Annotated in this window: 14 protein-coding genes and 1 other annotated feature; of the genes, 4 read left to right on the top strand and 10 right to left on the bottom strand. The window is 56.5% G+C overall.

What is annotated here, in order from left to right; genetic code table 11:
• Nucleotides 1–38 precede the first annotated feature (38 nt).
• From hisIE to hisL, 9 genes are all read right to left on the bottom strand, one after another.
• The gene (gene hisIE, locus C1N69_RS14720; RefSeq protein ID WP_059385179.1) at nt 39–650 is read right to left on the bottom strand and encodes a bifunctional phosphoribosyl-AMP cyclohydrolase/phosphoribosyl-ATP diphosphatase HisIE; all 612 of its coding nucleotides are present in this window, start codon (nt 648–650) and stop codon (nt 39–41) included.
• Nucleotides 644–1,420, bottom strand: a complete 777-nt coding sequence (gene hisF, locus C1N69_RS14715; RefSeq protein WP_023330862.1) for an imidazole glycerol phosphate synthase subunit HisF — start codon at nt 1,418–1,420, stop codon at nt 644–646. The genes hisIE and hisF overlap by 7 nt, the downstream gene beginning before the upstream one ends.
• Entirely contained in the window at nt 1,402–2,139 is a 738-nt protein-coding gene (gene hisA / locus C1N69_RS14710; RefSeq protein WP_059385178.1) for a 1-(5-phosphoribosyl)-5-[(5-phosphoribosylamino)methylideneamino]imidazole-4-carboxamide isomerase, read from the bottom strand. The genes hisF and hisA overlap by 19 nt, the downstream gene beginning before the upstream one ends.
• Entirely contained in the window at nt 2,139–2,729 is a 591-nt protein-coding gene (gene hisH / locus C1N69_RS14705; RefSeq protein WP_155031447.1) for an imidazole glycerol phosphate synthase subunit HisH, read from the bottom strand. The genes hisA and hisH overlap by 1 nt, the downstream gene beginning before the upstream one ends.
• Entirely contained in the window at nt 2,729–3,796 is a 1,068-nt protein-coding gene (hisB, locus tag C1N69_RS14700) for a bifunctional histidinol-phosphatase/imidazoleglycerol-phosphate dehydratase HisB (RefSeq protein WP_155031446.1), read from the bottom strand. The genes hisH and hisB overlap by 1 nt, the downstream gene beginning before the upstream one ends.
• Nucleotides 3,793–4,854 (bottom strand): histidinol-phosphate transaminase, encoded by a 1,062-nt coding sequence (gene hisC / locus C1N69_RS14695; protein WP_059385177.1) that lies wholly within the window; start codon nt 4,852–4,854, stop codon nt 3,793–3,795. Before hisC ends, hisB begins: the two co-directional genes overlap by 4 nt.
• Nucleotides 4,851–6,155 carry a histidinol dehydrogenase gene (hisD, locus tag C1N69_RS14690; protein WP_025759308.1) on the bottom strand — a complete coding sequence of 435 codons (1,305 nt, stop codon included), beginning with the start codon at nt 6,153–6,155 and terminating at the stop codon, nt 4,851–4,853. The genes hisC and hisD overlap by 4 nt, the downstream gene beginning before the upstream one ends.
• 5 nt (nt 6,156–6,160) lie before the next feature.
• Entirely contained in the window at nt 6,161–7,060 is a 900-nt protein-coding gene (gene hisG / locus C1N69_RS14685) for an ATP phosphoribosyltransferase (RefSeq protein WP_000886595.1), read from the bottom strand.
• A 45-nt stretch (nt 7,061–7,105) separates the two neighbouring features.
• Nucleotides 7,106–7,229, bottom strand: a sequence feature (His leader region).
• Nucleotides 7,205–7,255, bottom strand: coding sequence for a his operon leader peptide (gene hisL, locus C1N69_RS14680; RefSeq protein ID WP_001364200.1), 51 nt, complete (start codon nt 7,253–7,255; stop codon nt 7,205–7,207). It overlaps the preceding feature by 25 nt.
• A gap of 175 nt (nt 7,256–7,430) precedes the next feature.
• On the opposite strand from hisL, the gene C1N69_RS14675 reads away from it, so the two are divergent.
• The 4 genes from C1N69_RS14675 (at nt 7,431) to plaP (ending at nt 10,857) form a co-directional block, all read left to right on the top strand.
• Nucleotides 7,431–8,255 (top strand): SDR family oxidoreductase, encoded by an 825-nt coding sequence (locus C1N69_RS14675; RefSeq protein WP_025759306.1) that lies wholly within the window; start codon nt 7,431–7,433, stop codon nt 8,253–8,255.
• A gap of 42 nt (nt 8,256–8,297) precedes the next feature.
• Complete coding sequence (locus C1N69_RS14670) at nt 8,298–9,227, top strand: LysR substrate-binding domain-containing protein (RefSeq protein WP_059385176.1); 930 nt, start codon at nt 8,298–8,300, stop codon at nt 9,225–9,227.
• 219 nt (nt 9,228–9,446) lie between these two features.
• Complete coding sequence (gene yoeI, locus C1N69_RS14665) at nt 9,447–9,509, top strand: membrane protein YoeI (protein ID WP_099458931.1); 63 nt, start codon at nt 9,447–9,449, stop codon at nt 9,507–9,509.
• Nucleotides 9,499–10,857, top strand: a complete 1,359-nt coding sequence (gene plaP, locus C1N69_RS14660; RefSeq protein ID WP_014832589.1) for a putrescine/proton symporter PlaP — start codon at nt 9,499–9,501, stop codon at nt 10,855–10,857. Before yoeI ends, plaP begins: the two co-directional genes overlap by 11 nt.
• 123 nt (nt 10,858–10,980) lie before the next feature.
• On the opposite strand, the gene sbcB is transcribed toward plaP, so the two are convergent.
• Nucleotides 10,981–12,417, bottom strand: a complete 1,437-nt coding sequence (gene sbcB / locus C1N69_RS14655; RefSeq protein WP_420841812.1) for an exodeoxyribonuclease I — start codon at nt 12,415–12,417, stop codon at nt 10,981–10,983.
• Nucleotides 12,418–12,471 lie beyond the last annotated feature (54 nt).

Raw genomic sequence — 12,471 nt, 5'->3', positions numbered from 1 at the left:
ATCGCAGATAAAAAAACCGGGGAATTTCCCCGGTTTTTTTATTTATGCCGCTTACGAAGATTCTCTATCACCGCCGTTAAATCCAGCTCCTGATCCTGCAGCAGTACCAGCAGGTGATACATCAAATCCGACGCTTCATTGGTCAGCTCCTCGCGGTCATGCACCGTGGCGGCCAGCGCGGTTTCAACGCCTTCCTCACCCACCTTCTGCGCAATACGCTTGGTGCCGCTTGCGTACAGCTTCGCGGTATAAGAGCTTTCAGGATCCGCTGTTTTACGCTCAGCCAGTAACTGTTCCAGTTGATACAGGAACAACCACTGGTGGCTTGCCTCACCGAAGCAACTGCTGGTGCCTTTATGGCAGGTCGGGCCAATCGGATTGGCCAGTACCAGCAGGGTGTCGTTATCGCAGTCAGGCGTAATGCTGACCACATTCAGGAAATGGCCCGAGGTTTCACCCTTGGTCCACAGTCGCTGTTTCGTGCGGGAGTAAAAGGTCACTTTGCCGCTGTCGAGTGTTTTTGCCAGCGCGTCCTGGTTCATATACCCCAGCATCAGCACTTCGCCTGAAACCGCATGCTGCACAACCACCGGCAGTAATCCGTCGGTTTTTTCCCAGTCCAGCTGTGCCTGTTGTTGCTCTGTTAACATACCCTAATCTCCACGCCCTGGTCGGCCAGGTACGTTTTTAACTCACCAATATTGATAATCTGCTTGTGGAACACGGAGGCGGCCAGCGCGCCATCCACGTTCGCGTCGCGGAAGGCTTCCAGGAAGTGTTCCATGGTGCCCGCGCCGCCGGAGGCAATCAGCGGTACGTGGCAGACCGCGCGGACTTTTTTCAGTTGCTCAAGGTCATACCCGTTACGCACGCCGTCCTGGTTCATCATGTTCAACACGATTTCGCCCGCGCCGCGCTTCTGCACTTCCTGCACCCAGTCGAGCGTCTCCCACTGCGTCACACGCGTCCGGCTCTCATCGCCGGTATACTGGTTGACGTGATATTTACCCGTAGCGGCGTCATACCAGGTGTCGATTCCCACGACAATACACTGCACGCCAAAGCGATCGGCGAGACGGGTAATCAGCTCCGGGTCGGCCAGGGCAGGGGAGTTGATGGAGATCTTGTCGGCACCAAACGAGAGAATTTTGGCGGCGTCGTCAGCGGACTTAATCCCGCCCGCCACGCAGAAGGGGATGTCAATCACTTCCGCCACGCGCGCGACCCAGCTTTTGTCCACCACGCGGCCATCGCTGGAGGCGGTGATATCGTAAAACACCAGTTCATCTGCGCCTTCATCGGCATAGCGTTTTGCCAGCGGGACGATATCGCCGATGATCTCGTGGTTGCGGAACTGCACGCCTTTTACCACCTGGCCGTCACGTACGTCCAGGCAAGGGATTATCCGTTTTGCCAGCATTGAATCGCCTCCGTCACAGTAAATTTTCCTTCCAGCAGGGCCCGGCCCACAATCACGCCCTTCACACCGGTCCCGCGTAGCGCAGCGATATCGGCTAAGTCACCGATGCCGCCAGATGACTGGAACGCCACCTGCGGATAACGGGCGCAGACTTCTTCGTATAACGAAACGTTGGAGCCTGCCAGCGTGCCGTCGCGGGAGATATCCGTGCACAGTACGTGCTTCAGGCCAACGGGCAGATACATCTCGACCAGCGCTTCCAGCGTCATGCCGGAGTTTTCCTGCCAGCCGCTGACCGCCACCTGTTTATTACCCTGTTCATCAATGCGCACGTCCAGCGCCAGTACCAGCGCGTCGGCACCAAAACGACGGAACCAGCCTTTTACGGTCTCAGGCTCTTTCACCGCGGTTGAACCGACCACCACGCGCGCCACGCCCGCCTCCAGTAGTGCCGCGACGTCGTCTTCCGTACGTACGCCGCCGCCAACCTGGACGGGCACATCAACACCGGCAACCAGATTTTTCAGCAGGGGGATCTGGCGTTTCGCCGGATCTTTCGCGCCAGTCAAATCCACAAGATGCAGGACCTGCGCACCCTGGGCGGCATACTCCTGCAGGCGCGGCAGCGGGTCGTTCCCGTAGTCACGCTGCTGACCATAATCACCCTGATGGAGACGGACAACCGTGCCGTCAATTAAATCTAAAGCGGGAATAATCATCACATCTCCAGGAAATTTTTCAGCAGCTGCGCGCCCGCTGCGCCAGAGCGCTCCGGGTGAAACTGTACGCCGAAGAAATTGTCTTTCTGCACGGCTGCAGTGAACGCCTCGCCGTAGTTGCACTGGGCGATCGTATTCGCGTTCACCGGCATGGCGAAGCTGTGTACGAAGTAGAAATATGCCCCGTCTTCAATGCCGCGGAACAGGCGATCGCCCGCTTTGGCGTAGACGCGGTTCCAGCCCATGTGCGGCAGAGGCAGGCCGTGGTCGGCCATTTTCGGCACGTCTTCGTCGATAATGCCCAGCAGGTCAACGCCGTTACTCTCTTCGCTGCGACGTCCCAGAAGCTGCATGCCTAAGCAAATCCCCAGCACCGGCTGGGTACAGGCTTTGATCAGATCGACCAGCTCGCGCGCGTGGATCTGGTCCATCGCCGCCTGCGCGGTGCCAACCCCTGGCAGGAATAATTTATCGGCGCGCAGCACCACGTCCGGGTCACGGCTGACCACCGGCTCGTAGCCGTGGCGGGTGATGGCCGACTTTACGGAGTTCAGGTTGGCGCATCCGGTATCCAGAATCACCACATTCATTACAGCACTCCTTTCGATGAAGGCAGGGCGTCACCTTCCACGCGGATCGCCTGGCGAAGGGTTCGGCCGAAAGCCTTGAAGAGACTCTCTACGCGGTGGTGGTCGTTCTTGCCCTTGGTCTTCAGATGCAGCGTCAGGCCCATGGTGTAGGACAATGAGCGGAAGAAGTGCTCCACCATTTCGGTGCTCAGATCGCCCACGCGCTGGTAGTTGAAGTCTGCTTTATATTCCAGGTGCGGACGTCCGGAGATATCCATGGCGCAGCGCGCCAGGCATTCGTCCATCGGCAGAACGAAGCCAAATCGGTTAATACCGCACTTATCGCCGAGCGCCAGCTTCAGCGCTTCACCCAGCGCCAGGCCGGTATCTTCCACGGTGTGGTGATCGTCAATGTACAGGTCGCCTTTGACCGTGATCTCCATGCGGAAACCGCCGTGTGTGGCAATCTGGTCCAGCATGTGGTCGAAGAAACCGACGCCGGTGTGGATCTTGCTGCCGCCTTCACGATCCAGCCAGACCTTCACGTCAATCTGCGTCTCTTTGGTGTTGCGCTCAACGTGGGAATAGCGGTCACGTTTGGTCAGCTGCTCGCCAATCATCGCCCAGTTAAGGTTGTTGCGGTCATAACGCAGCCCCGCGATGCCCATGTTTTCCGCCAGCGTGATATCGGTGATGCGATCGCCGATGACATAGCTGTTGGTTTTATCCAGCACATCTTCCGCCAGATAGCGTTCTACCAGCTTCACTTTTGGCTTACGGCAGTCGCACTCATCGGCTGGCATGTGCGGGCAAATCAGCACCTCGTCAAAGACCACGCCCTGAGAGGTGAGCACCTGCATCATCAGATTATGCGGGCCGTCAAAATCCGCCTGCGGGAAGCTGTCGGTACCCAGACCGTCCTGGTTGGTGATCATCACGAGCTTAAAGCCTGCTTTTTGCAGCTTCAGCAGCACCGGGATCACGTCGGGTTCAAAAGCCAGCTTGTCGAAACGATCGACCTGAAAATCGGCTGGTGGCTCCGAAATAAGGGTGCCGTCACGATCGATAAAAAGGATCTTCTGGGTCATACTTTCTCCGCTTTCAGGGCGTCAATCACGCGCTGGCTCTCTGCGCGAGTGCCTACGGTAATGCGCAGGCAACCGCTCAGGGAAGGTTGTTTATTCTGGTCTCGTAAGATAATGCCCTGATCCCATAAAGATTTAAATACGGCGCTGGAAGCGGTGAAGCGCACCAGAATGTAGTTGGTTTCCGAGTCGAAGACCTGCTCTACGCAAGGAATCTCTTTCAGGGCGGTTACCAGATACTGACGCTCCTCCAGGATCTGCGCCACACGTTCGCGCATCGCGTTGATCCCCTGCGGGGTCAGCGCCTGGGCCGCAATGTCGGCAACCGGCGTGGAGAGCGGGTACGGGGCGATCACTTTCAGCAGCAGGTCGATGACCTCTTTATTCGCCAGGGTGAATCCGCAGCGCAGACCCGCGAGGGCGAAGGCTTTCGACAGCGTACGCAGTACCACCAGGTGTGGATACTCTTCCAGCCAGCCTGCCAGCGATGCCTGCGGGCAGAACTCGATGTAGGCTTCGTCGGCCACCACCAGAGCTTTACCGCGGGTCATCTCCAGCAGGGTACGGATATCCTGCGGGTTAATAATCTGCCCGGTCGGGTTGTTTGGGCTGCAGACAAACACCACTTTTACGCCGTCGAGATTGTCGGCAATGCCCTGCAGATCCAACTGCCAGTTCTCCAGAGAAAGCACGTTACGGCACGCCACGCCGAAGGTTTCTGCGCTGACGCTGTACATGCCGTAGGTCGGCTGGCAGTACATCACGGCATCTTTACCCGGCTCGCAGAACGCGCGGATCAGCAGCTCAATACCCTCGTCGGCTCCACGGCTGACCAGCACCTGCTCTGGCTTCACCCCTGCGTACTGCGCGTAGTTCTCAATAACCGCTTTTGGCTGACACTCCGGATAACGGTTCAGCGTCTGCTGCGACAGCTCAAACTGCACCGCGGTCGGGAATTCGTTGGCGTTCAGCCAGACATCCCCTTTGCCCCCCAGACGGCGTGCAGACTGGTAAGGCGTCAGGCGACGGACATTTTCGCGGGCTAATTCTTCAATGTTCATGCTTGCTCCTTCAGGGCTGCAACGCGCAGCGTAACGGCATTTTTGTGAGCGGTCAGGCGCTCGGCGGCGGCCAGCGTCTCAATGGTGGATGCCAGTGAGGCAAACCCTTCGCGGGAGAGTTCCTGCACGGTCATGCGTTTCTGGAAATCTGCCAGGCCCAGGCTGGAACAGGTTGAGGTATAGCCATACGTCGGCAGAACGTGGTTGGTGCCGGAGGCGTAATCGCCAGCGGATTCCGGTGACCAGTCGCCGAGAAACACCGAGCCTGCGCTGGTGATGCTGTCGACCAGCTCGCGCGCGTTACGGGTCTGAATAATCAGGTGCTCCGGGCCGTACTGGTTGGAGATGGCAATGCACTGCGCCAGATCGCGCGCCACAATCAGGCGGCTGGCCGCTAACGCCTGGCGTGCCGTGTCGGCGCGGGGCAGGTCGGCAAGCTGGCGCTCGACGGCTTCGCCAACGCGCGTGGCCATATCGGCATCCGGAGTCAGGAGGATCACCTGAGAGTCCGGGCCGTGTTCCGCCTGGGAAAGCAGGTCAGACGCCACGAAATCTGGCGTTGCGCCGCTGTCAGCAATCACCAGTACTTCAGACGGGCCGGCAGGCATGTCAATGGCCGCGCCGTCCAGACGCTGGCTGACCTGGCGCTTGGCTTCGGTCACGAAGGCATTACCCGGTCCAAAAATTTTGTCGACCTTCGGAATGGATTCGGTGCCAAACGCCAGGGCAGAGATCGCCTGCGCGCCGCCCACTTTATATACCGCCTGCACACCGCACAGTTTTGCCGCGTAGAGAATTTCATCGGCAATGGGCGGTGGGGAGCAGAGCACCACTTTCTGGCAACCGGCGATGCGCGCCGGGGTGGCCAGCATCAGGACGGTGGAGAACAGGGGAGCCGAACCGCCGGGAATATAGAGCCCCACAGACGCGACCGGACGGGTTACCTGCTGACAACGCACGCCGGGCAGGGTTTCGACATCCACGGTCTGCAGCTTCTGCGCGGTGTGGAAGGTATCGATGTTTTTCACCGCGACGGCCATCGCCTGCTTAATGTCATCCCCCAGACGATTGCTGGCATCCAGGATTTCCTGCTCGGTCACCCTTAATGCGCCGACGTCCGTCTTATCAAATTTTGCGCTGTATTCACGCAGCGCGTCATCGCCACGGGCTTTGACGTTATCCAGGATCTCCGCCACGGTGCGTGAGATGCTTTCGGAAGCGGAAATCGCCGGGCGCATCAGCAACTCGCGCTGTTGCGCGTCGCTACAGGTATTCCAGTCGATGATTGTGTTAAAGCTCATGGCCGTTACTCCATCATCTTCTCAATTGGCAGCACCAGAATAGAGCTTGCCCCCAATGCCTTCAGTTTTTCCATGGTTTCCCAGAACAGGGTTTCGCTGCTCACCATGTGCATCGCGACGCGCTGCTGATCGCCCGCCAGCGGCAGGATGGTCGGACGCTCAGCGCCTGGCAGCAGGGCAATCACCTCATCCAGACGCTCGGTCGGAGCGTGCATCATGATGTATTTGGATTCACGCGCCTGAATCACGCCCTGAATACGGGTCAGGAGTTTGTCGATCAGCTGTTGCTTGGCGTCGGCCATCTCGCCGTCACGCTGGATCAGGCATGCTTTGGAGCGGTAGATCACTTCCACTTCGCGCAGGCCGTTCGCTTCCAGCGTCGCGCCGGTGGAGACCAGGTCACAGATGGCGTCCGCCAGACCCGCGCGCGGGGCCACTTCAACTGAGCCGTTCAGCAGACAGGATTTAAACTGCACGCCTTTCTGGTCCAGGTAACGCTTTAACAGGTGAGGATAGGAGGTGGCGATACGTTTGCCGTTCAGCGCCGCCGGGCCGTCCCAGGCTTCATCAACCGGCGTCGCCAGCGACAGGCGGCAACCGCCGAAATCCAGACGACGCAGGGTGAAGTAACGCGGATCTTCACCCTGCGCGCGGCGGGTCAGCAGCTCTTCTTCCAGCACGTTTTCACCGATGATGCCGAGGTCAACGACCCCATCCATGACCAGGCCGGGAATATCGTCATCACGCACGCGCAGAATGTCGATGGGCATGTTTTCAGCCAGAGCAATCAGGCGCTGGGTGTGCAGGTTGATTTTAATCCCGCAGCGGGCCAGCAGTTCGCGTGAATCGTCACTTAAACGGCCTGATTTTTGAATAGCTATGCGTAAGCGTGAGTTATCTAACATTCTTTATTCCTCGTTAACCTGTTTTAACCTGTCTGAATTCGGTCCAAAAAAAAGCCCCCGGAAGAAGATCTTCCGGGGGCTTTCTCATGCGTTCATGCACCACTGGAAGATCCAAACGTCTTCCAGCACACATCGCCTGAAAGACTAGTCAGGATGATGGTGATGATGGTGGTGTTTAAATTGAACGCGTGTCATATAAATTCTCGATGAATGCTTATTCATTTGATGTCTTTTAACCTAAACCAGTTGTGCGACATATTGCAAGGGCTTTTTTTGATCATTAATTCATTTCATATTGATGCTATGAATTGTGTGTTCTGCCGGGCTGGCGTAGCCTTATGAAAGAAGAGTGAGAGTCAGGAGAATTCGCATGAAAAAGGTCGCGATTGTCGGTTTAGGGTGGCTGGGAATGCCGCTGGCGATGTCATTAGCCGCAAAAGGCTGGCAGGTGACCGGAAGCAAAACCACAGCTGATGGGGTCGAGGCAGCGCGCATGTGCGGTATTGATGGCGTTGAGCTGCGTCTTGAGCCGGAGCTGATATGTGATGCTGACGATCTGGACACGCTGATGAACGTCGATGCGCTGGTGATCACCTTACCCGCCCGGCGCAGCGGGCCGGGTGAATCATTTTATCTGCAGGCGATGCAGGAGATTGTCGACAGCGCGCTGGCGCACCATGTTCCCCGCATTATTTTTACCAGTTCGACCTCTGTCTATGGCGAGGTGGAAGGCGTCGTAAAAGAGACTTCCGAGCGCCGTCCCGTTACCGCGAGCGGGCAGGTTCTGAAAGAGCTGGAAGACTGGCTGCATAATCTGCCCGGTACGCAGGTTGATATTGTGCGTCTGGCGGGACTGGTTGGACCCGGGCGCCATCCGGGACGTTTTTTTGCCGGTAAGTCTGCGCCAGACGGTCAGCATGTCGTCAATCTGGTGCATTTAGACGATGTGATTGCCGCGATTGAACTGCTCTTACAGGCTCCAAAAGGTGGACACATCTATAATATATGTGCACCGTCTCATCCGACGCGCAGCACGTTTTACCCGCTGATGGCACGTCAGTTGGGTCTGGCTCCGCCGGTTTTTGGGGAAGCAAAGGATGGTGGTAAAGGCAAAGTTGTTGATGGCAATCGCATTTGTCATGAGCTGGGGTTTGAGTATCAGTATCCCGATCCGCTGGTGATGCCCATGGAATAAGTCCCGCAGCGGAGACGATCGCACACCAGAAGGGGGGCGAGCATGAAACCGCTGCTGGATGTTCTAATTATTCTGGATGCACTGGAAAAAGAGGGGAGCTTTGCGGCTGCGTCGGCAAAGCTCTTCAAAACCCCTTCCGCGCTGAGCTACACCGTTCAAAAGCTGGAAAGCGATCTCAATATTCAGATCCTCGATCGCTCCGGGCATCGTGCGCGGTTCACCCGTACCGGACAAATGCTGCTGGAAAAAGGACGTGAAGTCCTCCATACCGTGCGTGAACTGGAAAAACAGGCCATTAAGCTTCACCAGGGGTGGGAAAACGAGCTGGTGATTGGCGTGGATGACACTTTTCCCTTTTCTCTCCTGACGCCGCTGATTGAGGCCTTCTACCAGCACCACAACGTGACCCGGCTTATTTTCATCAATGGCGTGCTGGGCGGATCCTGGGATGCCTTAACCCAGGGCAGGGCAGACATTTTTGTTGGCGCACTCCATGAGCCTCCCCAATTGAGTGATTTTGGTTTTGCCCGCCTGGGCGTGCTGGAGCAGGTCTTCGCCGTGGCGCCCCATCATCCGCTGGCGCAGGAGCCTGAACCTATAAACCGGCGCGTGATTAAGGGTTACCGCGCAATAGTGGTTGGGGACAGTTCGCGTCCGGAATGTGCGGTTTCCTCGCAACTGCTTGATGAACAGGAAGCGATTACCGTTTTTGACTTTAAAACCAAACTGGAGCTGCAGATAAGCGGTCTGGGTTGCGGCTATTTACCCCGCTATCTGGCGCAGCGCTTTATCGATAGCGGTGCGCTTGTTGAAAAACAGGTACTTGCTCAAAACAGCAACGAATCGGTGTGGGTGGGCTGGAATGAACAGACCGCCGGGCTGGCCAGTGCCTGGTGGCGGGACGAAATTTTAGCAAATAGTGCTATCGCTGCTGTTTATGCGCAGGGCAGTGTCGAGAAATCAGCCAGTTAGCAAAAAGAAAATTCCCCGCTGCGTTGCAAAGTATTGCCTTTTGTATCCGATGTGGGGCAAAATGCCGCCGCTGCAACCAAATGAATAATCGACGATATAAAAGGCGTCGGTTATTTTTTTTTGCATGTACGAAACGAAACTAAAAACCAAGAGGCCGGGCTTCGTACCGGATAGATATTTACTAAAATCCGACAGTTGTTGTCGCTGAGGAAGAAAGAAATGGGGCAATTTTTCGCTTACGTGGCGGTTATCACCGTAAAGGAGAATAACTATGTCGCATAACGCAACTCCAAACACCTCTCGCGTGGAATTACGTAAAACGCTTACGTTGATTCCGGTTGTCATGATGGGTCTGGCCTATATGCAACCAATGACGCTGTTTGATACATTCGGTATCGTATCAGGCCTCACTGACGGTCATGTGCCGACGGCTTACGCCTTCGCGCTGGTGGCGATCCTCTTTACCGCGCTGAGCTACGGTAAACTGGTGCGTCGCTATCCGTCTGCGGGTTCCGCCTACACCTATGCCCAGAAATCCATCAGTCCGACAGTGGGCTTTATGGTGGGCTGGTCTTCGCTGCTCGACTATCTGTTCGCGCCGATGATCAACATTCTGCTGGCAAAAATCTATTTTGAAGCGCTGGTGCCGTCGATTCCATCCTGGATGTTCGTCGTGGCGCTGGTGGCCTTTATGACCGCCTTTAACCTGCGCAGCATTAAGTCTGTCGCCAACTTTAACTCCGTTATTGTTGTGCTTCAGGTTGTGCTGATTGCCGTTATTCTTGGCATGGTGATCTACGGTGTGTTCCACGGCGAAGGCGCGGGCACGCTGGCGAGCAGCAAGCCGTTCTGGTCTGGTGATGCGCATGTGATCCCGATGATTACCGGGGCGACCATTCTCTGCTTCTCCTTTACCGGTTTTGACGGGATCAGCAACCTGTCTGAGGAAACCAAAGATGCAGAGCGCGTGATCCCGCGTGCTATCTTCCTGACGGCGCTGATTGGTGGTCTGATCTTTATCTTCTCGACCTATTTCCTGCAGCTGTACTTCCCGGATATCTCCCGCTTCAAGGATCCGGATGCGTCTCAGCCGGAAATTATGCTCTATGTGGCGGGTAAAGCGTTCCAGGTTGGCGCGCTGATCTTCTCCACCATCACTGTACTGGCGTCCGGTATGGCCGCTCATGCAGGCGTTGCGCGTCTGATGTACGTTATGGGTCGTGATGGCGTATTCCCGAAAAGCTTCTTCGGCTACGTTCACCCAACCTGGCGTACCCCGGCGATGAACATCATCCTGGTGGGTGCTATTGCGCTTCTGGCAATCAACTTTGACCTGGTGATGGCAACGGCGCTGATTAACTTCGGTGCGCTGGTGGCGTTCACCTTTGTTAACCTGTCGGTTATCTCTCAGTTCTGGATCCGTGAAAAGCGTAACAAAACGCTGAAAGATCACTTCCAGTATCTGTTCCTGCCGATGTGTGGTGCGCTGACCGTAGGCGCGCTGTGGGTTAACCTGGAAGAGAGCTCAATGGTGCTTGGCCTGATCTGGGCGGGTATCGGCCTGGTTTATCTGGCCTGCGTCACGAAGAGCTTCCGTAACCCGGTTCCGCAGTACGAAGACGTCGCGTAATACTGTGTCGGGTGGCGGCTACGCCTTACCCGACCTCCAAAACCCGTAGGCCCGCGTAAGCGCTGCGCCAACGGGCAAAAAAAAGCCGGAGACATCGCCTCCGGCTTTTTTTATACCCATCGATCAAACTATCTCTTGCGCGTACTGGAACAGAGATTTCAACAGTGCCTGTTTCTCAGCATTCCCTTCATACTGGCCGTAAAGCATCTCCAGCTCCTGTGCATAGCTGTGCAGGTACTCTGGCGTAAACACGTTGCGACGATGCTGCAGCCAGCGTTCCTGTTCCGCTTCATCCAGCGTGCCGGGGAAGTTACGCGCCCGGTAATTAAACATCAGTTTTTCGATGCGTTTATCGGCGAAAGTGATATCCAGCGCCGGTAAGTTACGCGGCTCGGTTTGCAGAACGATGTTCATGGCCGCGCGATCGGCATCGCTGAAGAACCCATTGTACAGCTGAGCATCCACGTTTTCAGACGGCACAAACGGCTCGGCTTCAGCAAAAATGGCCACCACTTTCTCCCGCACCTGCGGATTTTCACGCAGCACTCTCAGGTTATCGAGGCAGTGCTGGCGGTTAATGCCCAGCCTGTCCGCATCTTCCGGGCGCAGCGTATTCGCCTGCGCCAGGACCGGGCATTTGTTGATATGCACCAGTTTGACCGGTACCGCAGGCAGATCGCCGAGTTCATTTTTCGGCGTGTATAGCCGTTCGCGCAGGGTATCGCTGTCGAGCTCCAGCAGCGGTGAAATATCACCGGCTAAATCCACCATGATGACCGCATTACGGTTGTCCGGATGCCACGCCAGTGGGGCAACCCAGCTGGTATTGCCGCGCCAGGCCCCAAACATGCCGGAAATATGCACCAGGGGTTTCATCTGTGGTACGTCGATAAGGGTCATGAGCTTCTGCTTGCTGCGATGGCTCAGCAGATACTCAAACAGCCGGGGCTGTGCAGTTTTCACCAGTTTCGCCATGGCTATGGTGGCATAGACGTCGGCCATCGCGTCGTGGGCATTGCTGTGCTCAATGCCGTTGGCACGCGTCAGGTGCTCCAGCCGGAAGCTGGGGAGTCCTTCTTCATTTTCTGGCCAGTTGATGCCTTCAGGACGCAGCGCGTAGCAGGCGCGCATGATGTCGAGCAAATCCCAGCGCGAATTGCGGTTCTGCCAGCTCCAGGCATAGGGATCGTAGAAGTTACGATAGAAGATGTTGCGCGTCACTTCATCATCGAAACGGATGTTGTTGTACCCCACCACGCAGGTATGGGGAACGGTAAACAGATCGTGGATGCGGCGGGCGAACTCTGCCTCGTTAACGCCTTTCTCCCGCGCTTCCTGAGGGGTGATCCCGGTGACCATCACCGCGCTAGGCTGAGGCAGATAGTCATCTGCGGGTTTGCAGTAAAAAACCTCAGGCTCGCCAATGATATTGAATTCGTCGTCGGTGCGGATGGCGGCAAACTGCGCCGGTCGGTCCAGCGCCGGGTGTGTGCCAAAGGTTTCGTAGTCGTGGAATAAAAAAGTCGGGCGTGCGGCAGAGTCAGACACCAGTAATACCATCCTGTTAAAAATTGACGTCACTATGGTAAACGATCGTGCGGGTCAGACCGAATA

It is taken from the genome of Enterobacter sichuanensis (assembly GCF_009036245.1).
Taxonomy (GTDB): Bacteria; Pseudomonadota; Gammaproteobacteria; order Enterobacterales; family Enterobacteriaceae; genus Enterobacter; species Enterobacter sichuanensis.
The sequence above is the reverse complement of the archived record's forward strand: the minus strand, read 5'-3'. Positions and strand labels throughout refer to the sequence as shown.